This is a genomic window from Rhizobium sp. WYCCWR 11128 (genome assembly GCF_013416305.1).
In the GTDB taxonomy this organism is placed as follows: Bacteria; Pseudomonadota; Alphaproteobacteria; order Rhizobiales; family Rhizobiaceae; genus Rhizobium; species Rhizobium indicum.
Map to the genome: position 1 here is coordinate 349,859 of NZ_JACCEZ010000005.1, position 25,576 is coordinate 375,434.

Annotated in this window: 24 protein-coding genes and 1 riboswitch; of the genes, 4 read left to right on the top strand and 20 right to left on the bottom strand. The window is 62.9% G+C overall.

The features are described from left to right. Nucleotides 1–56: 56 nt before the first annotated feature. The 20 genes from HX898_RS18500 to HX898_RS18595 all read right to left on the bottom strand — a co-directional run bounded on the left by HX898_RS18500 (nt 57) and on the right by HX898_RS18595 (nt 21,362). The gene (locus HX898_RS18500; RefSeq protein ID WP_138331378.1) at nt 57–956 is read right to left on the bottom strand and encodes an ATP-binding cassette domain-containing protein; all 900 of its coding nucleotides are present in this window, start codon (nt 954–956) and stop codon (nt 57–59) included. Then, the gene (locus HX898_RS18505; protein ID WP_138331379.1) at nt 953–1,756 is read right to left on the bottom strand and encodes an ABC transporter ATP-binding protein; all 804 of its coding nucleotides are present in this window, start codon (nt 1,754–1,756) and stop codon (nt 953–955) included. The genes HX898_RS18500 and HX898_RS18505 overlap by 4 nt, the downstream gene beginning before the upstream one ends. After that, complete coding sequence (locus tag HX898_RS18510) at nt 1,753–2,631, bottom strand: ABC transporter permease (RefSeq protein WP_018495205.1); 879 nt, start codon at nt 2,629–2,631, stop codon at nt 1,753–1,755. Before HX898_RS18510 ends, HX898_RS18505 begins: the two co-directional genes overlap by 4 nt. A 1-nt stretch (nt 2,632) precedes the next feature. After that, nucleotides 2,633–3,610, bottom strand: a complete 978-nt coding sequence (locus HX898_RS18515) for an ABC transporter permease (protein WP_138331380.1) — start codon at nt 3,608–3,610, stop codon at nt 2,633–2,635. 55 nt (nt 3,611–3,665) lie between these two features. Beyond that, entirely contained in the window at nt 3,666–5,312 is a 1,647-nt protein-coding gene (locus tag HX898_RS18520; protein WP_138331381.1) for an ABC transporter substrate-binding protein, read from the bottom strand. Nucleotides 5,313–5,355: 43 nt separating this feature from the next. Further along, nucleotides 5,356–6,378, bottom strand: a complete 1,023-nt coding sequence (locus tag HX898_RS18525) for a glycoside hydrolase family 3 N-terminal domain-containing protein (protein WP_138331382.1) — start codon at nt 6,376–6,378, stop codon at nt 5,356–5,358. A 24-nt stretch (nt 6,379–6,402) separates the two neighbouring features. Next, nucleotides 6,403–6,882, bottom strand: a complete 480-nt coding sequence (locus HX898_RS18530) for a GNAT family N-acetyltransferase (RefSeq protein WP_138331383.1) — start codon at nt 6,880–6,882, stop codon at nt 6,403–6,405. Between the two features lie 218 nt (nt 6,883–7,100). Continuing rightward, on the bottom strand, nt 7,101–7,910 hold the full coding sequence (gene thiD, locus HX898_RS18535; protein WP_138331384.1) for a bifunctional hydroxymethylpyrimidine kinase/phosphomethylpyrimidine kinase: 810 nt from the start codon (nt 7,908–7,910) through the stop codon (nt 7,101–7,103). Beyond that, nucleotides 7,907–8,542: a thiamine phosphate synthase gene (thiE, locus tag HX898_RS18540; protein ID WP_180195345.1), complete on the bottom strand. Its 636-nt coding sequence runs from the start codon at nt 8,540–8,542 to the stop codon at nt 7,907–7,909. Before thiE ends, thiD begins: the two co-directional genes overlap by 4 nt. Continuing rightward, nucleotides 8,539–9,342, bottom strand: coding sequence for a hydroxyethylthiazole kinase (thiM, locus tag HX898_RS18545; protein WP_138331386.1), 804 nt, complete (start codon nt 9,340–9,342; stop codon nt 8,539–8,541). Before thiM ends, thiE begins: the two co-directional genes overlap by 4 nt. A 50-nt stretch (nt 9,343–9,392) precedes the next feature. Beyond that, a riboswitch (TPP riboswitch) is annotated at nt 9,393–9,489 on the bottom strand. 91 nt (nt 9,490–9,580) lie between these two features. After that, nucleotides 9,581–10,909: a hypothetical protein gene (locus tag HX898_RS18550; RefSeq protein ID WP_171598020.1), complete on the bottom strand. Its 1,329-nt coding sequence runs from the start codon at nt 10,907–10,909 to the stop codon at nt 9,581–9,583. 9 nt (nt 10,910–10,918) lie between these two features. Continuing rightward, complete coding sequence (locus HX898_RS18555; protein WP_138331388.1) at nt 10,919–12,595, bottom strand: S8 family peptidase; 1,677 nt, start codon at nt 12,593–12,595, stop codon at nt 10,919–10,921. A gap of 133 nt (nt 12,596–12,728) precedes the next feature. Next, entirely contained in the window at nt 12,729–14,417 is a 1,689-nt protein-coding gene (locus HX898_RS18560; RefSeq protein WP_171598019.1) for an ABC transporter ATP-binding protein, read from the bottom strand. Continuing rightward, the gene (locus tag HX898_RS18565) at nt 14,414–15,358 is read right to left on the bottom strand and encodes an acetamidase/formamidase family protein (protein WP_171598018.1); all 945 of its coding nucleotides are present in this window, start codon (nt 15,356–15,358) and stop codon (nt 14,414–14,416) included. Before HX898_RS18565 ends, HX898_RS18560 begins: the two co-directional genes overlap by 4 nt. A gap of 67 nt (nt 15,359–15,425) precedes the next feature. Then, nucleotides 15,426–17,045 carry an ABC transporter substrate-binding protein gene (locus HX898_RS18570; protein WP_171598017.1) on the bottom strand — a complete coding sequence of 540 codons (1,620 nt, stop codon included), beginning with the start codon at nt 17,043–17,045 and terminating at the stop codon, nt 15,426–15,428. Between the two features lie 25 nt (nt 17,046–17,070). Then, entirely contained in the window at nt 17,071–17,991 is a 921-nt protein-coding gene (locus tag HX898_RS18575; protein WP_138331392.1) for an ABC transporter permease, read from the bottom strand. After that, nucleotides 17,991–18,839 carry an ABC transporter permease gene (locus HX898_RS18580; RefSeq protein ID WP_003547924.1) on the bottom strand — a complete coding sequence of 283 codons (849 nt, stop codon included), beginning with the start codon at nt 18,837–18,839 and terminating at the stop codon, nt 17,991–17,993. Before HX898_RS18580 ends, HX898_RS18575 begins: the two co-directional genes overlap by 1 nt. Beyond that, nucleotides 18,839–19,423: an ANTAR domain-containing protein gene (locus HX898_RS18585; protein ID WP_138331393.1), complete on the bottom strand. Its 585-nt coding sequence runs from the start codon at nt 19,421–19,423 to the stop codon at nt 18,839–18,841. The genes HX898_RS18580 and HX898_RS18585 overlap by 1 nt, the downstream gene beginning before the upstream one ends. Then, nucleotides 19,420–20,553, bottom strand: a complete 1,134-nt coding sequence (locus HX898_RS18590) for a transporter substrate-binding protein (protein WP_171598016.1) — start codon at nt 20,551–20,553, stop codon at nt 19,420–19,422. The genes HX898_RS18585 and HX898_RS18590 overlap by 4 nt, the downstream gene beginning before the upstream one ends. Before the next feature lie 224 nt (nt 20,554–20,777). Then, a complete protein-coding gene (locus HX898_RS18595; protein WP_138331395.1) occupies nt 20,778–21,362 on the bottom strand; it encodes a DUF1349 domain-containing protein in 585 nt (194 codons plus the stop codon). Between the two features lie 227 nt (nt 21,363–21,589). Here HX898_RS18595 and HX898_RS18600 point away from each other — a divergent pair, with 227 nt between their 5' ends. The 4 genes from HX898_RS18600 (at nt 21,590) to HX898_RS18615 (ending at nt 25,570) form a co-directional block, all read left to right on the top strand. Further along, nucleotides 21,590–23,116, top strand: a complete 1,527-nt coding sequence (locus tag HX898_RS18600) for an ABC transporter substrate-binding protein (protein ID WP_138331396.1) — start codon at nt 21,590–21,592, stop codon at nt 23,114–23,116. Between the two features lie 80 nt (nt 23,117–23,196). Continuing rightward, a complete protein-coding gene (locus HX898_RS18605; protein ID WP_180195346.1) occupies nt 23,197–24,138 on the top strand; it encodes an ABC transporter permease in 942 nt (313 codons plus the stop codon). After that, nucleotides 24,138–25,007, top strand: coding sequence for an ABC transporter permease (locus tag HX898_RS18610; RefSeq protein ID WP_138331397.1), 870 nt, complete (start codon nt 24,138–24,140; stop codon nt 25,005–25,007). Before HX898_RS18605 ends, HX898_RS18610 begins: the two co-directional genes overlap by 1 nt. Before the next feature lie 50 nt (nt 25,008–25,057). Next, nucleotides 25,058–25,570 (top strand): RidA family protein, encoded by a 513-nt coding sequence (locus tag HX898_RS18615; protein WP_171598015.1) that lies wholly within the window; start codon nt 25,058–25,060, stop codon nt 25,568–25,570. Nucleotides 25,571–25,576 lie beyond the last annotated feature (6 nt).

A 25,576-nucleotide genomic window follows, 5' to 3' on the forward strand; every position in this document is an offset into this window, starting at 1 on the left:
ATATGAAAGAGACCGTCCCCTAGCATAGGGCGCTAGATGAGGCCAGCAAGCCGGCCTCAGATCATCCGCATGAAATGATCCGGCTCGAATTCGACGATGTCGTCCTGCGGCACTGCCGAACGGCGGCGGATGTCCTCCACCTCGTCGGGCCTCAGCCGCGCCTTCGGGTCCTCGAACCGGACCTCCGGATCAGGCACGGCCGAGAGCAGCAGCCGGGTATAGGGATGCAGCGGATTGTCGATCACCTTGGCAACGCTGCCCCATTCGACGATCTGGCCGGCATACATCACAGCGATATCCTCGGCGACGTAACGGGCGGTGGCGATGTCATGGGTGATGTAGAGCAGGCCGAGATTCATCTCCTGCTTCATCTCGTTCAGCAGGTTCAGCACGCCGAGGCGCACCGAGACGTCGAGCATCGAGGTCGGCTCGTCGGCGACGATGACCTCCGGCTTGACGGCCAAGGCGCGAGCAATGTTGACGCGTTGGCGCTGGCCGCCGGAAAGCTCGTGCGGATATTTCGGCGCGACGAGATCGGGATCGAGCCTGACGCGCTGCAGCAGTTCGCGGATCGCGGCGTCGATCTCGGCCCCCTTGATCTCCGGGCGGTGCAGTTTCAGTGGCCGCCGGAGATGATGGGCGATGGTGTGGGCCGGGTTGAGGGAAGCGAATGGGTCCTGGAAGATCATCTGCACCGAACGGCGGTAGCGGGCGATCTCGGCGGATTTCGCCGCCTCGACAGGCCGGCCCTTGTAGAGAATCCGGCCCGATGTCGGCAGATATTCGCGCATCGCCATGCGGGCGCAGGTGGTCTTGCCGCTGCCGGATTCGCCGACAAGCGCCAGCGCCCGGCCGGCATGCAGCGAAAACGAGATGGCGCGCGCCGCATGCACCGCCCCGGAGCCATGGCCGAAAGTCTTGGTCACCTGGTCGAGTGCGAGAATGGCGTCTGTCATAACAGCACTCCTCCATGCAGCGAGGGGAAGGAGGCCCAGAGCTTCTTCGTGTAGTCGTGCTTTGGCGTCCTGTAGATCGCCTCGGCGGCGTTCTGCTCCACCAGCTGGCCGGCGAGCATGATGCCGATGCGGTCACAAAACTGCACCATCAGCCCGAGATCATGGGTGATGAACAGAACGGAAAAGCCGAAGCTGCGGCGCAATTCGTTGATGCGCTGCAAGATTTCGCGCTGGACGACGACGTCGAGCGCCGTCGTCGGCTCGTCCATGACGACGAGCTTCGGATCGAGCGCCATGCAGATGGCGATGACGATGCGCTGGCGCATGCCGCCGGAAAACTGGTGCGGATAGTCGCGCATGCGATCCGGCGCGATGTCGACGAGCGTCAGCATCTCGGCGGTGCGCTCGCGGGCTGCAACACGGCTCATGCCCTTGTGAGCGCGCAGCATGTCGTAGAATTGCGTCTCGATGCGCAGCACCGGGTTCAGCGAATTCATGGCGCTCTGGAAAACCATGGCAACCTCGCGCCAGCGGAAGGCGCTGAGTGCCTGTTTGTCGAGGCCGAGCACGTCGCGACCGTCGAGCAGGATGCGGCTCTCCTTGCGGATTAGCGCCGGCGGCTTGTGCAGGCGGCTGATGGCAAAAGCGATGGTGCTCTTGCCGCAGCCGGATTCGCCGGCAAGGCCGAAGACCTCGCCGGGCGCGACATCGAAGCTGACATCGTCGACGGCGCGGAAATCCTTCTCCTCGCCGATATAGTCGATGGTGAGGTTCCTCACCGAGAGCAGCGGCTGCGTCACAGGCGGCCCTCCCCGGAGCGGACGAGCAGGGACCAGCGCTTCAGATGATTGCCGGTGCGCAGCCGCGGATTGGCGATCTCGTCGACGGCGAAGTTCAGCAATGACATGCCAATGCCGAGGAAGGCGAGCGCGAAGCAGGGGGTGAGAATATCCCACCAGGCGCCGACCGAAAGGGCCGAGGCTTTCTGCGCATTGTAGAGCATGGTGCCCCAGGAGATCGCTCTCGGGTCGCCGAGGCCGAGGAATTCGAGCGTCGCCTCGGTGATGATCGCGAAGATGACGCTGCCGATGAAATTGATGCCGACGATTGAAATCACGTTGGGAAAGATCTCGAATGTCATGATGCGCCATTGCGGCTCCCCCATCATCTCGGCCGATTTGACGAAATCCTTCTGCTTGACGGAGAGCGTTTCGGCACGAGTGACGCGCGCGCCCCAGGCCCAGGAGGTGGCGCCGAGGATGAGGGCGATGACGAGGGGGCTTGCCTGGCCGATGAAGGCGGCGAGCACGAGCAGCAGCGGCAGGTTCGGAACGACCAGCACCATGTTGGTGAAGAAGCTGATGATCTCGTCGGTCTTGCCGCCGCGATAGCCGGAGATGATGCCGAGTGCGGTGCCGACGAGTGTGATCAGCAGGCCGGCGCCGAAGCCGACGGCAAGCGAAGTACGGGCGCCGTAGATCAGCCGGGCAAAGACATCCTGGCCGATGCGGGTGGTGCCGAGGATATGGTCGAGTGATGGCGCTTGATGCGGCCGCCCGGTGCGGGCGGCGGGATCGTACTGCGTCAGCAACGGCGCTGCGATCGCGACGAGGACGATGAAGGCGATGATGACCAGGCCGATCAGCGCCTTGCGGTTTCGAAGCAGGGTCTTCATCTCACGCTCCCTTCAGCCGCGGGTCGAGCAGCACATAGCTGACGTCGACGATAAAATTGGCAATCAGCATGGTCGCGGTCATGATGAGGAGCTGGCCCTGGATGACGGGGTAATCGCGGGCGAGGATCGCCTGGTAGAGAATGTTGCCGAGGCCCGGATAGTTATAGACGACCTCCGTCACCAGCGAACCGCCGAGGATGGTGCCGATGGCGATGGCAAGGCTGGAGACGGTCGGCAACAGGGCGTTGCGCGCTGCGTACCAGAGCATCACATGCCGGTCGGAAAGGCCCTTGGCGCGGGCCATGACGATATAGTCCTCGCCGAGCAGGTTGATCATGTTGTTGCGCATGGTGACGGTGAAGCCGCCGATCAGCACGGTGCAGAGCGTCACCATCGGCAGGATGCCGTGATAGGCGAGGCTGCCGATGTATTGCAGGCTGAAGGCCGGATCGAGCGATGGGTCGGCGGCATAACCGTTCGGAAACCAGCCGAGCGTGAAGCCGAAGATGAAGAGCACGATCAGCGAGGTGACGACGGCCGGCACCGAGGTGGCGAAGATCGCGCCGACGGAGACGATGACATCGAACGTGCTGCCGCGGCGCCAGGCGGCGACGATGCCGAGGAAGGTGCCGAGCACAAAGCTCACGATCGTCGCCGTGCCCATCAGGCCGACGGTCCAGACGAGGGCATGGCCGAGCACCGAGGTGACCGGCAGCGGAAAATATTTGATCGAGCGGCCGAGATCGCCGGTGAAGATGCTACCGAGATAAGTGAGATACTGCTGCCAGAGCGGACCGTCGACGAAGCCGAAGGTGAGCTTCAGCGCCTGCAGGCTTTCCGGCGGCAATTCGGTGCCGGCACTCGAAAACATGATCTGCACGGGATCGCCCGGCATCAGACGAGGCAGGAAGAAATTGATTGTCGCTGCCGCGATGAAGGCTGCCATGTAGAAGACGAGGCGGCGAAGCAGGAAAGCCATGGGGACTCCGTCGTGACGGAGCGGCGCTTTACGCCGCTCCCGAGGATTGCGATGCTTACTTGACCGGCTCGAGAGCCAGGAGGTTCAGCAGGCGTGCCGGGTTGGTCCGCGAGATCGACGGATTGACGAAGGGGTTTTCCTTGGTCGACCAGCCGGTGAAGCGCTTGGTGTTGTACTGATACCAGTTCGGATTGTTGAACACCGGAATGACAGGCATGTTTTCAGCGACGATGCGCTGCGCCTTGTTCATCGCGTCCTTCTGCTTGGCAAGATCGGCGGTATGGGTGAACTCGGTGACGAGTTTTTCGACCTCCGGGTTGAACCAGCGCTGCGCGGTGAAGCGGGTCTTGCCCTTGTCCGAAGCGCTGAAGGCGCGCTTGTAGGGGTAATAGGGCGAAGCCGATGCCGGCAGGCTGTTGATCGCCGCATCGAAGGAGCCGTTGATGAGATTGCCGGTCCAGACGGCTTCCTCCGGCGTTTCGATCTTGGCGTCGATGCCGACCGCCTGCATGCCTTCGACGGCGAGGTTGACGGTGTCGATCCAGTCCGTCCAGGCGCTGGGGACGATGATCGAGAAGGAGATCTTGCTGCCGTCCGGATTGTCGCGGAAGCCGTCGCCATCCTTGTCCTTGTAGCCTGCCTCGTCGAGCAGGGCCTTGGCGGCATCGGCGTCATAGGTTGCGAACTTGCCGAAGTCGGCCTTTACGGACGGGTCCGCCCAGCTCTTGTAAAGTTCGCCCATCAGGCCGGGATCTTCGTTCAGCGTCGGATAGCCGTAGCCGGCGACGTCGATCATCGTCTTGCGGTCGAGCGCCATCGAGACGGCACGGCGGAATTTCAGGTCGTTGAAGGCCTTCTTGTTATTCTCGTTTGCGGTTTCCAGATTGAACAGGAAGGCGACCATGCTGCTCGGCGAATACCAATAGTGGAAATGCGCCGGATCCTTGGAAACATAGACATTGTCGATATCGGGAATGAAGGAGACGCCCCAGTCGAGCGTGCCGTCGGCCGTTGCGGTCAGCATCTGGTTGTTGTCGGCAAGCTGCGGGAAGCGCATGCAATCGACCTTCAGGTGCGCGTTGTCCCAGTAGCTCGGGTTGCGGCACTGGTCGTAGGTCTGGCCGGTGAAGCGCGGCACCTCCGTCAGCGGGCCGCTGCCAACAGGGGTCTCGTTGGCGAAGGTGACGGGATCGGCGACATCCTTCCAGACATGTTCCGGAACGATCGGCAACTGCGAGATCTGCTCGGCGGCGAGCGAGCTCGGATTGGCGAGCGTGAAGCGCACCGTCTGGCCGTCAACGGCCTGCACGTCGGTGATGAAGGTCCAGATGCTGACGAAATCGAGCGCCGGAAACTTCTTCAGGTAATCATAGGTGAACTTGACGTCGGCTGCGGTCAGCGGCTTGCCGTCCGACCATTTCAGGTTCGGGCGCAGCTTGAAATCGATGCTCTTCAGGTCGTCGGAGAGTTTGAAGCTTTCGGCCAGGCGATAGACCGGCTTGTTGCTGTCGAAGCGGTTGAAGACGACCAGCGGCTCGTAGATGAAGTCGAGTGTCGACTGGCGCGACGAGGTCTGGTTGAACGGGTTGAAGTTGCGAACCCAAGTCGTCGCCGGTTCGATATTCACTGTGAGGACCGTCTGCGCCACGGCGGATCCCGAAAAAAGCGTTATTGCTGCGGCTGCAAGAAGATATTTTTTCATGGTTTATTCCCCTTTTCTTATGCGGTGAGAGATGAGGTGCCGGTCAGGAGACCAGCGCGCTTGCAAACATGTCTTCGACTTCAGCATGGGCGGCGCGGACATCGATCTTGAGATTGCCGAGGCGGGCCTTGCCGGCGGCGATCCGCTGCAGGGCGGCCTCAGTCAGCGGGCGGGCAGCCTTGGCGGCGGCTTCGCTTTCCGGGATGTCGCCGTGGCTGTGGAGCGCGATGTCGAAGCCTGCGTCGAGCACCTGCTTGACGCGCTCCGGCAGGGTGCCGGAGAGCGATTCCATGAAGATGCAGTCTGATATCAGTACGCCGTCATAACCCATGTCCTTGCGGATCACGTCGTGCATGATCGGCGAGACCGACGCCGGCAGCTCGGCGTCATAGGCCGAGTAGACGACATGGGCGACCATGGCCCAAGGCGTATCCTTCAGCGCGACGAAGGGTTTGAAATCGGTGGCTGTGAGCGTCTCGCGGCTGGCATTGACGACCGGACGCTCCTTGTGGGAGTCGAGCGTCGCGCGGCCATGGCCGGGAATATGTTTGATGACGGGCATGTTGCCGGTCTCGAGAAGGCCATCGACCACCTCGCGGCCGAGGGCAGCGATGAAATCGGGATCAGGGCCGAAGGAGCGGGCGCCGATGACCGCGCTCGTCGTCTCGAAGACGAGGTCGAGAACGGGCGAGCAGCCGCTCGAAAGGCCGAGTTCCGTCATCATCGCACCCATGGCCTGGGAGGAAAGGCGCAGTGCTTTTTTGCCGAGATCGAAATCGCGGCGTGCAAGTTCGGCAAACTGGCCGAAGCTGCGGAAGAGCGGCCAGGGGCCGGCATCGAGATGCTGCACGCGGCCGCCTTCCTGGTCGGTGAAGACAGGCGCGTCGTCGCGGCCGACGGCTTCGCGGAAGCGCTCGATCAGGCGCCTCGTCTGCTCCGGCTCGCGCTGATTGCGCCGGCCGACGAACAGGCCGAGCGGATTGGTTTCGCGAAAGAGGGCGAATTCATCATCCGAAATAGTGGGATTCGGAAGGCCGACGAAAAGGGCGAGCGGGGTCGAGGACAATTCTGTAACTCCGGGATCAGATGGTCATTTCGGCGCGCTTCGCAGCATGCCTTCGTAGATGCCCTTATCGGGGGCGGGGATGATGGTTGCGCCTGCGGTCCTGGCGTAGAAATCGACTGGCCCGGCATCGCCGATGAAGGCATAGGCGTGGCCGAGCGTCTTCATGGTCTGAAGGCAGGCGGAAAAGAGAGCGAGCCCAATGCCCTTGCCGCGTGCGTCGGGGTCGACGCCGGTCGGGCCGAAGAAGCCGCGCGCCGTCGTGTCATAGCAGGCAAAGCCCAGGAGCTTGCCGCCTTCAACGGCAATCAGGCAGGCAACCGGCTGGCGGGAGAAGGCGACTGTGACTTCGCTCGCCCAGTTCTCGCTGAACCGTTGGCGAACCCAGCCGACGATAAGATGCAGTTCCGGGGGGAGGGCCGCACGGATGGAGACGCCGACGTCGTCGGCTTTGCGTTTCAGGTCGGCGAGCTCAGTGGAATATAGGCTCACAAGCAGGTCTGGCACCCGTCACTCCTCCAGTTATTCCGTTATTGCGGAACATATCCCCTTTTAGTGTCATAGACTTGGCCATCTGACCGGGCTTGTCAACAAGGTTTTTCAAACGGCCAAAGGCGCGAGCCGCCGCTGTCCCCAGGGTTTCAACGCAAAGTAGGTGCCGAACGCAAAAACGGCCCGGAAAGGCCGGGCCGTTTCGATTGGCGGAATATTGGTTGAGCGAGCGCCTATTCGCCCTCTTTCCAAAGCGCATGAAAATGCTGCACCGGGCCGTGGCCGGAGCCGACGGTGAGGTGTCCGGCTGCCGCGACCGCGCCGGCGAGGTAGTCCTTCGCGATAGCGACCGCCTCTTGCGCCGAGGCGCCCTTGGCGAGCTCGGCCGCCAGCGCGCTGGAGAGCGTGCAGCCGGTGCCATGGGTGTTCTTGGTCGGCACACGCCTGGCTTCGAACCAGTGAAGGCCGGCGGCCGTGGCGAGCACGTCAGGGCTCTGGTCGCTGTCGAGATGGCCGCCCTTGACCAGCACCGCGGCCGGGCCAAGCGCGAGCAGGCGCTCGGCCTGTTCCGCCATCTCAGCACGGTTTGTCGCCACCGGCTGGTGCAGCAGGGCTGCGGCTTCGGGCAGGTTCGGGGTCAGAAGCGTGGCCAGCGGCAGCAGCCGGCGGGTCAGCACGTCGACCGCTTCGGGCGCGAGCAGGGCGGCACCACCCTTGGCGATCATGACAGGGTCGATGACGATCGGAATGTCGCGGTGGTCAGTCAGCGCGCCGGCAACAGCGTCGGCGATGCCGGCATTGGCGATCATGCCGATCTTGACGGCATCGACGCGCACATCGGCAAAGACGGCATTGATCTGGTCGGCGACGAATTGCGGCGGCACCAGGTGCACGCCGCTGACACCTTGCGTGTTCTGCGCCGTCAGAGCGGTCAGCACCGCCATGCCGTAGACGCCGCGGGCGGAAAAGGCCTTGAGATCGGCCTGGATGCCGGCGCCGCCGGAGGGATCGGAGCCGGCGATCGAGAGAACGTTGCGGATCATGCGCGGGCCCTTCGAATTTCTGCAGCGATGCGGTGTGTGGCCGCTTCGGGATCGGGCGTGCCGCAGATTGCGGAGACGACGGCAAGCCCCCGGGCGCCCGCGGCAAACACTTGGGCGACATGATCCGCCTTGAGCCCGCCGATCGCGACAGATGGCACCGGTGAGGCCTTTACCAGCCTTGCAAGGCCGTCAAAGCCGATCGGCTGCTTGTGATCGGTCTTGGTCGGCGTCGCAAATACCGGTCCGACGCCGGTATAGTCGACAAAGCCAGGATCGACGGCGTTAGCAAGCGGCTCGCTCTCGACCGATAGGCCGAGGATCATCTCGGGGCCGATCATCGCCCGCGCTTTGCGCGCATCCATGTCCTGCTGGCCGATATGCAGGCCGTCGGCGCCGATGGCGACTGCCGCCTCGACGTCGTCGTTGACGATGAGGAGGGCGCCGGTCCCATCCAGCGCCTGTTTCAAGGCGCGGCCGGTCTCGATCATCCTGATGGTGCCGGCATGTTTGTCGCGCAACTGTACAATGGTCGCGCCGCCGGCAACGGCAAGGCGCGCGGTTTCGACCATGCCGATCCCGGCGCAGAGATCGGGGTCGAGGACGAGATAGAGCGAAAGATCGAAAGCCTTCATGCGGCTGATATCCTTGCCCTGGCGTCAAGCGTTTCGGCGTCGAGCGCGGACAGCGCATCGAGGAAGCGCCAGGAGAAGGACCCAGGCCCGGCCGCCCCAAGGGCGGCCTCCTCGCCGGCGATGGCGAAGGTTGAAAGTGCCGCGACCGTCGCGCCGAAGATATCCTCGGGTGCCGTCGCGGCAAAGGCGCCGACGAGGCAGGTGAGCGAGCAGCCGAGCGCGGTGACTTGAGGCATCAGAGCGGATCCGCCTTCGATGCGCACGGCCCGCTCGCCGTCGGTGACGAAATCCACGGCGCCGGTAACGGCAACCACCGCCCGCTGACGCTCAGCGAGCCATCGCGCCGAACCTTCCGCCTGCTCGACCGGATCGCGGCTGTCGACCCCCTGACCGCGGCTCTCCCCGCCGGCAAGCGCGATGATTTCGGAAGCGTTGCCGCGGATGATCGTGGGCTTGAGGGCCAGCAGTTCGGCGACCGCGTTGCGGCGGAAAGCCGTCGCATAGTGGGCGACCGGATCGAGCACCCAGGGCTTGCCGGCTGATGTCGCCGCCTTCGCAGCCGCCTGCATGCCGTCGATCCATTGCGTCGACAGCGTGCCGATATTAACGGTCACAGCACTGGCGATCGCGGCGAATTCGCCGGCTTCTTCCGCGGCATGCACCATGGCGGGCGAGGCACCAGCGGCGAGCAGAACATTTGCGGCGATATTCATGGCGACGTAATTGGTGATGCACTGAACGAGCGGCGGCTTCTCGCGCATCGCCTTCAGCATCGCTCCTGGTGTGGTTTTGGTCTGCATGTGGCCCCTTTCAGGCGGGGGCGGGCACGGGGCGGTTCGTGCGGGCGATGCCGCGACCCCGAGCGACTCCCTCCGCCGGCATTATCCGGTTCAGGTTCGAAGGGTGCTTCTCAGCCCGTCTGTCGACGAACGCCCCTGTCTCTCATCGCGCTCTTTTTCGCAGAGAACGGGACTGATGTCATCCTGAAAATGACAATTCCACGACTGACAGCGCCGCGCGTTTTTTTACGAAAGGCGATCAGCTGACGATCTTTGCCAACAGCCGTCCGACATCCTCGTTGTCGACATTGTTATGGGCATCCGACGCCGCCGTCTTGATGATGTACGTGTCCGCCAGGAAGGTGTTGACCTTGCCGGCCTGCGGCGCGAACACGGCATCCGTATCGTCCTCGACAGCCTGTCCCGCCTTCAGGTGTTGCGGACCGTTCGCCCCCATCGCCCCGAACTCGTCGTTGGCATCGCCGATGCTCTTGGCGATATCGCGCGACAGGCGCGACGCCAGCGCATAGGCGAGCGTGCAGGCGAGATCGTTGTGGGTGTGGGTGATGCAGATCGGGCCGGTCGGTTTGCCCACGACGTCGGGGAAGGCGCCGGCAAGGCCCGGCTTGATCTCTTTAGCGAAGCCATTGTGCGAGAAGGCGCCCTGCAGCAAAGTGAGCGAGAAGAATTCCAGCTTCGGGATCGGTGCGAGCCCGTTTGCCGCCGCCGCGACCAGCCGGGCGCCAAAACTGTGGCCGACGAGATGCAGGCGGATCGGCTGTTGCAGCACGAGCTTCGATAGCACGCTTTTCGTCAAAGCCTCGCCGACGATGCCGGCGCGTTTCTTCATTTCGTAATAGGTCAGCTGGTTCAAAAACCGCGCCACCGCCGCTCTCGGCCCGGAGATCAGGCCCGAGACGACGTCGCCGAGCCCTTGAGCCTTGCCGACGGAGCTTTCGAGGTTAAATGTCGGCGCCGCGATGAGAGCTTCCATCAGCATTTTGGCGCTGGTGGCATCGTCCGTGGCGAGCGCAATCGGCGCTGAATCCGCCTTGAGTTCGGAATCCGTTCCCGGAGAACCGAGTGCTTCGTTGCCGTTCTTGACGAGGAAAAACGATGTCGTTTCATCGAGCGTCTTCGCTGCAGCCCGCGCCGTTTGGGCCGTTGCGGCGCCATCCTGCCCGAAGAGATCCTTGAAATCCTTCAGCACGTTTTTGAAGGCTTCATCGTCAAGATCCTCAGGGTCCGCCGCCGTCCCGTCTGCCGCCAGCGTTCCGCCGCCGCCTGGCGTCACCAGTGTCTGTTCGTCGAAATCGGTGCGATAGGCCTTGGCGGGCCAGACGACGCCGGCGACGACGGTGTGGCTCGCCTTGTCGGGCGCAAGCTTCTTGCGGGCGTTCGCCCACAGCGTTCCGTAGAGCTTGCGGGCATCGTCCTTGGTATTCTTCCAGCCATGCGACATGACCACCAGATCGGTCGTTCCGGGCTGGTTGAGCAACGCCGCGAGACTTGTCGCCGTCGCGGGATCGATCGCGCCAGTCTTGTCGAATTCGAGCCATAGGAATGGCGAGGGTCCAAGCGTGTCCATATGTCCTCCTTACACAGCCTGTAGCGTTCGCATCAGATCGAGCAGGCCGGCGCCCTGAAACTCCGGCCGCCGCTTGAGATCGGTCGCGGCGCCGATGAAGATCTCTTTGACGCGTTCCGGCTGGCCGAGAAATTCACGCCGAACCGAGAGGAACGCGGCGATCGCGCCGGAGACATGCGGCGTCGCCATGCTCGTTCCGGTATCCTCCCGGAACGGCACTTCGCCTGACTTCGCACCGTTGTAGAGCGCGCATGAGATGATGCGCTCGCCGGGTGCGACGAGATCTGGCTTCATGCGCCCATCCGCGGTCGGTCCCTTGGAGGAAAAATAGGAGACGCCGTAGGTATGCGGCATATCGCGATGCGTCGAGCCGACAGTGATGGCGAGCGCTGCGTTGCCGGGATCCATGATCGTGCCGCTATGGGAGGCGCGCTCCGGCGCGCCTGAGAATTGCGTCACCGTACCGTAGCCGGCATTGCCGGCCGCGACCACGACGCAGACGCCCGAACGCACCAGCCTGTCGACCTCGACGCAGAGCGGGCTTTGCCCTGCCGCGAACCAGACCGGATCGAACGGATAGCCAAGGCTGAGATTGATGCCGTGGATCTTGATGTTGCGCCCGTAGTCGTTCGAGCGCTGGACATAGCCGATCGCAGCCAGCAGATTGCTGAGCTTGCCCTGCTTCTCATTGGCCAGCACTTTCAGGCTCAACAGCTTGCAGTGCGGTGCCATGCCGGTGATGACGCCGTCATGAGTATCCTTGACGGTTGATTTGGTCCCATTTTCGTTGCGCACCTCCGATTTCACGCAGATCTTCTTGACCGCGTCCGTTTTCGGTTCGTCCAGCACGGATGTGCGGCCGGCTATGATGCCGGCAACATGGGTTCCATGGCCGGCACTATCGATCAGCGCCGCAGCCGACGCCACGGTCGGGTCCGGATTGTCGGCCGTGAAATCCCGATGAAAGAGGCCGTCCGGCAGATCGAGCGTTCTCAGTGTTTTGAAATGCGGATGTGTCCCGTCAATGCCGGTATCGGCCACTGCCCAGACAACGCCTTTTCCGCTGGCTGCGAAGGATGCATGCGCCGCATCGCATTTGATTGTCCTGACGGATTCGTAGACGCAGCGTTTGATCTCGTGATCGCACCAGATCTTGTAGACGAGTGGTGTCTTCTTATTCTTGCTGCCGCTTTTGGTTTCACCCTTATTCTTGTCGTCATCCTTTTGGGGCATTGTCCAGCTCGAAAGCCGGTCAATGGCTTCCCGGGTCAGGGTCGCGAAGGCGTAGCTGTCGGTCCAGAGGGATTTGGCGGCGATCCTGCTGCCATTCGAAAACATCTGCGAGAGGTCCAGTTTGCTGTCCTCCGAGACCGCAGGCATGCCGAGCGGCGGGGACATGCCGAAACGCCACAGGTTGTTGCTCTCGTCAGTCGCCCCAATTCTGTTGAGGTACAACAGGAATGCTTCGAACAAGAGTTGCCGCGCCGCCGTGCCGCCGCCCGGAAAGTCGCGGTTGAATTCTATGATGACATCGAAGTGCTTCGCCTTGCCAATCCCCTTGGGGGGATCCGTCTTGCCCTTCATGAACGACGAGAGATCGCCCCCGATCCGCGTCTTGACGAGGTTTTCTTGAATATTGCCCTCGGATTTTCTCCGGGGCCGTGCTGGCTGCGGCCCTCTCGCCATGCGGTTCTCCTCCCATTTTGGAGAATAGCAGTGACAACCATAGGTGCAATATATTTCTGAAATGCAGCTCTATATTTACTAAATGTCCGAATGACTTTAAGATCGCCGATCTACACTCGCTTCGGCAATGCGCTCATACATGAACCCCTTTCACCCGATAGACCTCCGGATCGGGGATCGGAACTGCGGCGATCAGCGCGCGGGTGTAGTCATCCCTCGGGTTCTCGAAGATATCCCGCCGTGTGCCGGTTTCGATGATGTGGCCGGCGCGCATGACGGCGACGTTGTGGGACATGCGCTCGACGACGGCCATGTCATGGGAGATGAAGAGATAGGCGAGCCCCATCGTTTCCTGCAGTTCGAGAAGCAGGTCCAGCACCCGGGCGCGCACCGAGACGTCCAGGGCTGCGACGCTCTCGTCGGCGACGATCAGCTTTGGCTCTAGCGTGAGTGCCCGGGCGATGCAGATGCGCTGGCGCTGGCCGCCTGAAAATTCGTGCGGATAGCGCGTCGCCGCATCAGGCGTCAGGCCGACCCGGCGCAACAGTTCGGCGACGCGGTCCTGCCGTTCGCTATGGTTGCCGATACCGTGGATGATCATCGGTTCGCCGATCGCCTTGCCGACGGCCATGCGCGGGTCGAGCGAGGCATAGGGATCCTGGAAGATCATCTGCGCTGAGCGGCGCACGGGCCGCATCTCACGCTGGCTGAGGCCGGCGATGTTGCGGCCGTCGATCAGGACGTTGCCCTTGAAGGGGATGAGGCCGAGCACGGCCTTGCCCGTCGTCGATTTTCCGGAGCCGCTTTCGCCGACGAGGCCGAGCGTTTCACCCGGCAGGATATCGAAGGAAACGCCATCGACGGCCGCGACCGGCGGCTTGCCCTTGAAAAACCGGCTTGCGGCATTGCCGTAGGTGACGGTGAGGTCGCGCACGTTCAGAACCGGCGTGCGGTCCGGATGCAGCGTCTCGACGGCGCGCTGGGTGATGCGCGGCGGGCGGTCGGTGCCGGCAAGTGCGCCGAGCCTCGGGACGGCGGCAAGCAATTGCTGGGTATAGGCCTCCTTCGGCCGCTGGAAGACGGCGAGCGCTGTTCCCTGCTCGACGATCCGGCCATTCTGCATGATGACGACACGGTCGGCCATTTCGGCGACGACGCCCATGTCGTGGGTGATGAGGATGATCGAGGCGCCGAATTCGCGCTTCAACTCGCGCATCAGCCTGAGGATCTGCGCCTGTACGGTGACGTCGAGTGCCGTCGTCGGCTCGTCGGCAATCAGCACCTTCGGCCGGCAGGAGAGCGCCATGGCGATCATCACCCGCTGGCGCATGCCGCCGGAAAGCTCATGCGGATATTGCTTCAACCGCCGGGCCGGCTCGGTGATCTGCACGGCATCGAGCATCTTCAGCGCCACCGCCTCGGCATTGTCGCTGCCCTGGTGCGCGCGGATTGCTTCCGTCAGCTGGTTGCCGACCGACATGACCGGATTGAGCGAGGTCATCGGCTCCTGGAACACCATGGCGATATCGCCGCCGCGCACGCTGCGCATCGCCCGATCGGAAAGCCTGAGCAGGTCGCGCTCGCCAAGCAGCACGCTGCCGGAGGCGACCCGCAGCGAGGCTTTCGGCAGGAGCCCCATGATCGACAGCGAGGTGACCGACTTGCCGGAGCCGGATTCGCCGGCGATGCAGAGCGTTTCACCGCTTGCAAGCTCGAAGCTGACATCCTGGAGCACCGGCTTGCGGCCTTCGGGCGTGCGGGCATCGACGCTCAGCTTGCGAAGGCTGAGCACCGGTGCTGCGGCGGGCATGGCTTCGTTCACGCGAACACGATCCTCGGGAAGTAGAAGGAAACCACCCAGTTCGGCTGGTCGACGATCTCGCTGATCCGGAGATCGCCGCAGACCGAGCAGAGCAGATAGGCATCGACGGCGCTCATGCCGTGTTCGGCGCCGAGAAGATCGATCATGCGCATGACGCTTTCGCGCGCCCCGGTCATCAGATCGGGGCCGATGCCTGTCGTCACCTCGTAGCCGGCGCCGTCGAGATGGCGGGTCACCGGTTCGGTCGTGGTGAAGCGCGGTGTCTGCAGCTTGGCGTCCTTGACGAGCTCGATCGTCGCTTCGACGTTCATCTGGCTTTCGATCGCCGTGCCGCAGACTTCGCCATCGCCCTGGGCGGCATGGGTATCCCCGATCGAAAACAGCGCGCCGTCGACCTCGACGGGCAGGTAGAGCGTCACGCCGGCCGTTAGGTCGCGGATGTCCATGTTGCCGCCGACGCGGCGTGGGGGAACGACGGAATGGGTGCCGGGCTCGGCGGGTGCGACGCCGATCGTGCCGGCGAAGGGCTTCAGCGGCACGCGCCCGCCCCGGCCGTAAAGGGCAGGCACCATGCTGTTGGCGTCATAGGACCAGACGTGCAGCGCCGGATCCTTGAACTGGTCGGCAAGCAGGCCAAAGCCCGGAATATTGGCCGTCCAGCCGACGCCCGAGGGAATGAACTTGCGCAGCGTCACCTTCAGCGCATCGCCGGGTTTGGCGCCTTCGATATAGACCGGGCCGGAGACCGGGTTGATCTTGCCGAAATCGAGCGCGTTCAGCGTTTCCAGGGTCGCGTCGCGTCCGAGCTGGCCACCCGATGAATCCATGCATTCGAAGTGGATCGTCTCTCCGGGCTTGGCGACGACCGCGGGGGTGAAATCCTTGTTCCAGCCGAAATTGTGCTGGGCGCGGTGGATGGTGTGGGTGCAGGCGATGCACATTTCATGTCTCCCTCGACTTTATGACACCTTCCCGGCGTGGACCGGGAAGGCTTTGTTTCTTCGGGGCTTACTGCTTCACGTAGATCGCGTCGTAATTGATGACGCGGGTCGGATCGATGTAGATGTTGTCAGCACCGCCCATGCGCATCGACTTGGCGACGACGCGGCGTTCGTTGATGACAGGGATCCACGGCGCATCGGCCATGATGTCGGTGAAGATCTTGCCCCAGGCGGCGGTGCGCTCGGCTGCCTTTGCCGGATCGGACATCGAGTCGGCGGCAACGGCGCGCTTGTCGAGATTGGCGTTGCAGTACCATGACCAGTTCCAGCCGCCCGGAACCGCGCCGGCGCAACCGAGGATCGGGCCGTAGAAGTTGGACGGGTCCGGGAAGTCGGCGATCCAGGCCATGCCGCCCGACCAGATCATCGGGGCTTCGCCTTCCGTGCCGCCGGCCGAGATGACGTTTGCCTGGGCCAGTGCTCGGACTTCGGCCTTGACGCCGACAGCGGCCAGATCCTGCTGGATCGCCTGGGCGATGCGCGGCTGCGGGTCGGTGTTCGTCGAGTAGAGCACGGTCTCGAAGCCGTCGGGATAGCCGGCTTCGGCAAGCAGCGCCTTGGCTTTCGCCACGTCATAGGCATAGCCGGTGAAGGCCTTGTCGTAGCCCGGCATCAGCGGCGGCAGCGGCTGGTTGGCAGGCGTTGCGCGGCCGTTGAGGATGCGGGTGATACGCTCCTTGTTGATCGCCATGTTCAGCGCCTGGCGAACCTTGACGTTGTCGAAGGGCTTCACCTTGGTGTTGAGGGTGATGTAGCCGGTGTGCAGCTGTTCGCCGTCGACGATCATCTGCGCGCCATCGGCCGAATTCTTGATTTCGAGGAACTTCGCCGGCGGAATGCCGTCGCCGGCAATATCGACCTCGCCCTTTTGCAGGCGCAAGAGCGCCACCAGCGGTTCCTGGCCGACTTCGACCTTGAAGCTGTCGATATAGGGAACGCCCTTGACGAAATAATCCTTGTTGCGCTCGAAAACGAGCTGCTGGCCGATCGTCCAATCCTTCAGGATGAAGGTGCCGGAGCCGACCGGCTTCTTGCCGAAGTCGCCGGCGGCCGCCTCGACTGCTTCCTTCGGCACGACCGAGGCGAAGTTGATCGCAAGCACGTGCAGGAAGGTGGCGTCGGGGCGCGAGAGGTTGAAGATGACGGTGCTGTCGTCAGGCGTCTCGATGCCGGAGAGCGTCGTCGTCTTGCCGCCGGTTTCATCCTCGAAGCCCTTGATGGCGCCGAAGAAGCCGGCGCCGGGCCCCTGCGTCTTCGGGTCGACGGCGCGTTCGATCGAATATTTCACGTCGGAGGCGACGAGTTCGCGGCCGTTGGAGAACTTCACGCCCTTGTGCAGCTTGAAGGTATAGGTCAAGCCGTCGGGTGAAACGGTGAAGCTCTCGGCAAGCGAGGGAACCGGGTTCGGCGTGCCGGGCGCATAGTCCATCAGGCGGGAATAGAGGCTCTTGATCATCGACCAGTTGACCCAGTCGTAGCCGATCGCCGGGTCGAGCGTGGTGATGTCGTCCTTGTAGGTGACGACGATATCGCCACCCTGCTTGGGCGTTTCCTGCGCCATGACGGATAATGGGGCGAGCGCCACCATCGTTGCCATGGTCGTCTGTTGCAGCCAGCGTTTGAACATCTTGGTTCCCCTTCTTTGGTTGCTGTCAGCGTGTGCGGATGCGCGGATCGATGATCGGCGCGACGAGGTCGGCAAGCAGATTGCCGATGATGATGGCGAGCGCCGAGGTCAGCGTGACGCCCATGATGATCGGGATGTCGACCTGCTGGATCGCCTGCCATGCGAGCTGGCCGATGCCGGGCCAGCCATAGACCGCCTCGACGACGACCACGCCACCCATGAACTGGCCGATATCGATGCCGATCATGGCGATGATCGGCAGCACGGCGTTGGGCAGCGCATGCCGCAGGATGACGCGTTTCGAGGAAAGACCCTTGGCGCGCGCCGTGCGGACATAATCCTGGTTCAGCACGTCGATCATCGACGAGCGCACCATGCGGGCGTACCAGCCGGCGCCGCAGATGCCGAGTGTTACGGCCGGCAGGACGAGATGCGAGAAGCTGCCGTAGCCGCTCATCGGAAACCAGCCGAGCGTTGCCGCCAGCAGGTAGAGCAGCAGCAGGGCGACGAGAAATTGCGGTGCGGAGGTGCCGACAAAGGAGGCCATCATCACCATCCGGTCGACGAAGCCGCCGCGGCGCACGGCAGCGATGGTGCCGAGCGTCAGGCCGAGCACCACCTCGACGAAGATGCCGGCAAGCATCAGTGTCAGCGTCGCCGGCAGCCGCGCGGCAATCAGCGTCCAGACATCGGTTTTCTGCGCATAGGAGCGGCCGAGATTGCCATGCAGCAGATTGCCGAGATAGGTGCCGAACTGGACCAGCAGCGGCTGGTCGAGGCCGAGCTCATGGCGGATGTTGGCGACCGTCTGGGCGGTGGCGCTGCGGCCGGCGATCATGCGGGCCGGATCGGCCGGAAGGGCGTAGAGCAGCACGAAGGTGATCGCCGCGACGCCGAGCAGGATGAGCGCCGCCTGCGCCAGCCGGCGGAGCATGAGTGATGCCATCAGCCCCTCCCGCGCTGGGTCGGGTCGAGAATGTCGCGTAGCGCGTCGCCGACCAGATTGAAGGAAAGCGCCGTCAGAAGGATGATCGCGCCGGGAATGAAGACCAGCCAGGGGGCGGCCTGGAAATAGCTTTGACTCTCGAAGATGATGTTGCCCCAGGAGGGCTGCGGCGGCTGGACGCCGACGCCGAGAAAGGAAAGTGTCGCCTCGAGCAGCACGGTGGTGGCGATGCCGAGAGTTCCCCAGACGATTGCCGTCGGCATGAGGTGCGGCAGGATATGCATGAAGAGCACGCGCATGTGGCCGGCGCCGAGCGAGCGTTCGGCCATGATGAAATCCCGCTCCACCAGGCCGCGAGTTTCGGTATAGACGATGCGGGCGACCTGCACCCAGTTGACCAGCGCAATCACCATGGCGACGATCCAGAGGCTCGGCTTCAGCAATGCGGCGAGCACGATGGCGAGAAGCAATGCCGGAAATGCCATCATCAGATCGGTGAAGCGCATCAGGATGTTGCCCGCCAGCCCGCGGAGATAACCGGCGACGATGCCGACGAAGAGGCCGATCGTCACCGCGATGCCATTGGCGACAAGGCCGATGATCAGCGAGGTGCGGGCGCCGAAGAGCAGGCGCGAGAAGAGGTCGCGGCCGAGCGTGTCGGTGCCCAGCAGATAGGGACCGCCCGGCGGCAGCGGCGCGCCTTCGAGCGACAGGCCGTCAAACATCTGCTCGTCAGGACTGAACGGCGCGATCCACGGCGCTGCGATGGCGAGCCCGATGACGAGCGTGACGACGATGAGGCCGAAAAGGGCCGTCGGCTGGCGGATCATCTGTTTCAGCACATGCATCAGCCGGCCTCCGGCAGAGGTTCGGCACCCGCCAGGATGAAGGCTGATATCTGCTCCATCGGCAGGCGGCGGCGCATGGCGCAATTGCGCAGGATTGCGTAAGCGCTCTCCTCGTCGATGCCATGTGCGGCCTGCAGCTTTTCGACGGCGGCGTGAACGAGCGGCCGCAGCCGAACGCGCTCTTCGAGATATTGCAGTTTTTCCGCAGTCGCCTTGCGCTCCCGATGAATGGAGACGGCCATGACAAGCGCCGGATAAACGGCCGATGTGGCGATCGGCTTGGCGATGATCGCACCGGCACCCTGTCCAAGTGCCCAGGCGATGCGGCCGGGCGCTTCCGAACCAAGCAAGGCAACGACGGGGCAGGCAGGCGTTTCGCCGTGCCAGGGCAGCAGATCGTCCCAGCCCTGGTCGGCATCGACGATGACGAGATCGGGCAGTAGTGCCGCGGCCGAGAGCGGCGCCCATTGTAGCGTTGCGTGGATGCCGAGCAGGCGAAGCTGGCGGATCAGCTTTTCGGTGTTGCCGTCCTCGCGATGCAGGACCATCGCCTGCCAGCCGGTGAAATTGGGTGTCTCTCTCATGACACCACCCTTAGCCGTGGAAAGGCCAGGCGGTTGCGGCCGGTCAGATAGGGGTCGGCGGCGAGCGGCGGCCGCGAGGCGACGACATCGAAGCCGTTGTCGGCGTTGATCCGGCCGAGATGGAAGGGCAGGGCGGCATGATTGGTATCGCGGTCGATCGAAAGCGCGCCGAACAGGGTCGGCCAGGATCGATTGTGGAGCTCGCGCCGGACGGCGTCGGGCTCGTCACCGCCGGCGGCGACGATCGCGTCGACGCAGAGCCGGACGGCCGTATAGGCGCTGGCAAAGACGCTGGAGACACGCCGCTCGGCGCCGTGACGCTCGGTGACACGGGCCTTGAAGGCGGCATTTTCCGGGGTCGCGATACTATCGAAATAGGAAGCGGCGCAAAGCTGGCCGGCGGCAGCTCCGGCGGCGATATCGTCGAGTTCGCATTCCATCAGGTCGCAGCTGACTACCGGGCAATTTTCCGCGCGGAAGGCCGGATCGCGATCACCGAGGGCCTTGATCGCCTTCAGGAAGGCGTAGCTCGAGGGGCCGATCAGATTGTTGAGGATGAAGCTCGGGCGGCGCTGCGCGATCTCGGCGACGATGCGTTCGACGGCTGTCTCCTCGAGCGGAAGATAGCGTTCGCCAAGCACCTCGCCGCCCGCATTGGTAATGAGTTCGCGGGCGAGCCGGTTCATCTCCCAGCCCCAGACGTAGTTGGCGCCGACGAGGTAGGGCCTTGCGCCGTAACGCGGGATCAGGTGCTCGAAAAGCGGCAGCAGATGCTGGTTCGGGCAGCCGCCGACATAGATGACGTTCTCGTTGGCCTCGAAACCTTCATAGGGGCACATGTACCAGAGCAGGCCGTCATGTTTCTCGACGAGCGGGATGACTTCCTTGCGCGCCGCAGAGGTGATCGTACCGACGATATGGCGGCAGCCGGCGCGCAGAAGATGGCGCGCGCCATCGAGATAGGCGGCAAGATCGGCATGCGGATCGAAGAAGATGGGCTCAATCGCCACCCCTTCGACGCCGGTATATTCGGCCATCGCGAAATCGGCGCCGTCGCGCGCGTCGCGTCCCATCGAGCCGTAGGGCCCGGTGGTCGAAAAGAGGATGCCGATTTTCAGCGCGTCGTTCATGAAGTGACCACATCAAAAACCCCACGACGCTGATCCCATCGAGCGATGAGGCGTCATGGGGCGAAACTGCCCGGGGACTATCGAAGTCATGTAATGTGGAAGGCTCTTTGCCTAATCCGCAGGCTTGAGTAAAATACAGGCAGCTTATCTTTGTCAAGTGTGCTGCGCGGCACTCGCAGCGATTTGATCTTGTTCTTTCGGTAGAGCCGCCAAAGGTCGCTCTTCTAGCTCAAATCATGCAGATCGGTGGTAATCGCCGGGCCGATCGAGAATTCGGAAAAGCGGACCGTCAGTCCGCTGCGCTCCGGCGTGCAGGCCGTGGGTCCGACCTCGTAGTGATCGGCAGCCGGGAAGGGGGCGAGCCGCAGCAGCGGCCAGAAGCTGCCATCGCGCGAAGCCTGGATGCGCATCGCGCCGTTGGCGACGGTGACGCGGATGCGGAAATCTTCCAATTCCCTGAAGGGCTGAGCGACGGACCAGTCGGACTTGCCGTCGGTGACGACGGTGCTGAGGTAGGCTTCGCCGTCGGTGAACTCGACGCCTGTTTTCACCCAGCGTCTCTCGTCGATGCGCACCATCAGGCCGGCCTGGTCGTAGAGCGTGCGGAATTCGCCCCGGACGCGGATCTGTGCGGTGAAGCTGTCGGTGGTGGGAAAGGCGAGGAAGTGGCCGCTGTCACGGGTGAAGCCGTAATGGGTCTCCCGCCAGAAATCGGTCTTCTCATCGGTGGTCAGGGTGAGGCCGGTTTCGGTCGCCTGCCAGTGTGACGGCTCGTTCAGCCATTTGCCGTCGTTGAAATCGATGCTCATCCTGTTCTCCCGTTCCGTTGAAGCCTCACCGCAGTGCGATTGACTCACCTTGGCATAATGCGCGGTCTTGTTGCAGGCGGGGCGCAGCCAAAGATTGTGTGTTTTTCGGCGTCCCGGTATCCGCCGAGCGCATAATCCGTCGCTCCTGCTTGACAGGATCGATCCATCTCCTATTCTGTTACAAAAAGATGAATTACATAATTGTGGAACTAAACGGGAGCCTTCACATGAAAACACTGGTCGCATTCCTTCTCGGCACCGCGCTCGTCGCCCTGCCTTCGACGCTCCTTGCCCAGGAAAAGGGCGGCGTCATCAATGTCGCGACGATCGGCGAGCCGCCGACGCTCGATCCGATGTCGTCGACGGCCGATCTCGTCGGCATCGTCACGCAGCACATTTTCGAAACGCTCTACACCTTCGACAAGAGCTGGAACGTCACGCCGCTTCTCGCCGAAAGCCTGCCTGAGATCAGCGCCGACGGCAAAACCTATACGATCAAGCTCAGGACCGGCATCAAGTTCCACGACAATACCGACATGACCTCGGAAGATGTCGTTGCTTCGCTTGGCCGTTGGATGAAGATCGCCTCGCGCGGCAAGCAGGTGGCCGGCTTCATCGATAAGGTCACCGCCGCCGATCCGGCGACCGTGACGATCACGCTTAAGCAGCCCTATGCGCCGCTGACTTCGCTGCTCGCCTTCAACAATTCGGCTGCGATCATCATCCCGTCCGAAAAACAGGACGAGCCGATGAAAGACTTCATCGGCACCGGCCCCTATATGCTGAAGGAGCGCAAGGCCGACCAATACATCCAGCTCGTCCGCTTCGACGGCTACAAGTCACGTGAAGGCGACAGCAATGGCTATGGCGGCGCCCGCCACCAGTATCTCGATGAGATCCGCTTCGTGCCGGTGCCGGATCCGAACACCCGTGTCGAGGCCGCGGTTTCCGGCCAGTACGACTACGTCGACTCGATCCCGGTCGAATCCTACGACAAGCTGAAGGCCTCCACCGCCTCGCAGCCGATCATCCTGAAGCCCTTCGGCTATCCGGTGTTCGTCTTCAACACGAAGGAAGGTATTGCTGGGAATGTCGAGGTTCGCAAGGCGATCCGCCAGGCGCTCAGCATGGAAGACATGCTGGCGGCGGCTTTCGGCAGCAAGGATTTCTACGCGCTCGACGGCGCCATCTATCCCAAGACCTTTGCCTGGTCGACAGATGCTGGCGTCGAGGGTGCCTACAACGTCGCCGATCCGGAAGGGGCGGCGGCTGCCGCCAAGAAGGCCGGCTACAACGGCGAACCGATCCGTATCCTGACCAGCCGCCAGTATGAGTTCCACTACAAGATGGCGCAGGTCGCCGCCGAATATCTGAAGCTTGCCGGCTTCACCGTCGATATGCAGGTTGTGGACTGGGCGACGCTGACGCAGCGCCGCACCGATCCGAAGCTCTGGGATATCTACATCACCCATAGCCCCTTCCTGCCGGAGCCTGCCCTGATCGGCTCGCTCTCAACCAGCTCGCCGGGCTGGTGGGATACGCCGGCCCGCAAGGCCGCCGTCGATGCCTTCACCTCGGAAGTCGATCCGAAGAAGCGCGTGGCGCTCTGGGCCGATGTCCAGAAGGCGATCTATGTCGACGCCCCCTTCATGAAGATCGGTGACTTCAACGCCGTTTCGGCAGAGTCGACCAAGCTTGAAGGTGTCGATCCGGCTCCGTGGCCGTATTTCTGGAATGCTTCCATCAAGAAGTAGGCATCGCCACCGATACCGGCCATTCCTGGTCGGTATCGGTCTTCTTTTTTGCAGCATCTGCAAAGGTTTACCAGGCATTCATGATACGCTACATCCTCCAGCGCCTGTTCGGCATGATCGTCGTGATGTTTCTCGTCGTCACGATCGTCTTCGTCATCGTGCGCGTGACGCCGGGAGATCCCGTCGCAGTGATGCTCGGGCCGGATGCGACGCCGCAGGATATTGCCGATCTCAGATCCCGGCTCGGCCTCGATCAGTCGCTCGGCCTGCAATATGTCTATTATATCGGCCAGATGCTGAGAGGTGATCTAGGCCAGTCGATCTTCCTCAACATGCCTGTCACCTCGGCCTTGCTCGACCGGGCCGAGCCGACCTTCTTCCTGACTTTGTTTTCGCTCGCCATTGCCAGCATCATCGCCCTGCCGATCGGCATCTATGCCGCCTATCGGCGCGGCTCCTTCATTGACCAGGCGGCAACGACGCTCGCCATGTTTGCCGCCAGCATTCCGAGCTTCTGGCTCGGCCTGATCCTGATGCAGTTCTTCGCCGTCAGGCTCAACCTCTTCCCGGTCTCGGGTTATGGCGGTCCGGGCTCGACCTTTCTCGATCGGATGTATCATCTGACGCTGCCTGCCTTTGCGCTCGGCATCGTCTCCTCGGCGCTGATCCTGCGTTTCACCCGCGCGTCGATGCTCGATGTGCTTGGCGACGATTATATTCGCACGGCGCGCGCCAAGGGGCTGATCGAGCGCCGGGTCATTCTCAAGCACGCTCTGAAGAATGCGCTGATCCCGATCCTGACTGTGATCGGCCTGACGGCAGCGGTGCTGATTTCAGGCGCCGTCGTCACCGAGACCGTCTTCGGCCTGCCGGGTGTCGGCAATCTCGTCGTCTCCGCTGTTCTGCGCCGCGACTATCCCGTCATCCAGGGGGCGCTGCTCGTCATCGCCGCCCTCTACGTGCTGATCAATTTTGCGATCGACATGCTCTATCTGCTGATCGATCCGAGGGTGCGCTACTGATGGCCGATATCGCGATCAAATCCGCCGAAGGCGAGGGCAGCAAATTCGCCAGGCGCCTGCTTAAACGCAAGACGGTCGCCTTGGGCCTGCTGATCCTGACGATCTTCGTGCTTCTGGCGGTCTTCGCTCCTGTTGTCGCGCCCTATTCGCCGTCGAAGCTTTCCATCGTCAACCGGCTGAAACCGCCGAGCGGCACCTTTTTCTTTGGCACCGATGAGTTCGGCCGCGATGTTTTCTCACGTACGATCTTCGCCGGCCGCCTGTCGTTGCTCGTCGGTGTTGCGGTCGTGACTTTGTCAGCCGTGATCGGCGTGACGCTCGGCTTGCTTGCCGGCTTCTTCCAGAAGCTCGATACGCCGATCGCCCGATTGATCGATGCGATGATGGCCTTTCCGGATATTCTGCTGGCGATCGCGCTCGTTGCCGCCCTCGGCCCGTCGCTGACAACCGTCATCATCGCGCTGTCGATCGTCTATGCGCCACGCCTTGCCCGGATCGTGCGCGCATCGACGCTGGTCATTCGCGAATTGCCCTATGTCGAGGCGGCGAGGGCGCTTGGCATCTCAACCTTCCATATCATGACGCGGCATGTGCTGCGCAATCTGCTGTCGCCGATCCTGGTGCAGGCGACGTTCCTTTTCGCCAGCGCCATGCTCGCCGAAGCCGGCCTGTCTTTCCTCGGCCTCGGCGTCAGCCCCGAAATCCCGACCTGGGGAACGATGATCGCCGCCGGCCGGCAGTATATCGGCCAGGCCGACTGGATGACGCTGTTTCCGGGTGTCGCCATCATCCTCTCCGTACTGTCGCTACAGATGGTCGGTGATGGCCTCAGGGACATGCTCGATCCAAGACTGCGCAAGGATCTTTAATCCGCCGACCAAGCGTCGGCCCAATCGAAATTCGCCAAATCGAAAATTGCATGACAGGAGTTTGCGTGAATCAGTTTCCCACCGCCGCCGGCAAGGTCGAGAACTCGCCTTACGAACGGCTTGCCGCCCTCGGCATTGCGCTTCCGCCGCCGCCGCCGCCGATTGCCAATTTCGTCACGCACGTGATCGAAGGCAATATGCTCTATCTGTCCGGCCAGGGCCCGCGTGAGGCCGACGGCTTCATGCATGCCGGCAAGGTCGGCGGTGGGGTCAGTGTCGAGGAGGCCTACGGCCATGCGCGGCTGACCGGCATCAACCTGCTTGCCGTGATGCAGGATGCGCTCGGTGATCTCGCCCGCGTCAAGCGGGTGGTCAAGCTGCTCGGCATGGTCAATGCCGTGCCTGAGTTCGAAGATCATCCGAGCGTCATCAACGGTTGCTCGGATCTGCTAATAGAAGTCTTCGGGCCGGCCGGCGAACATGCCCGCTCGGCCGTTGGCTTCGGCTCGCTGCCCGGCAACATCACCGTCGAGATCGAGGCGATCGTCGCCTTGAATGGCTGACGGAAG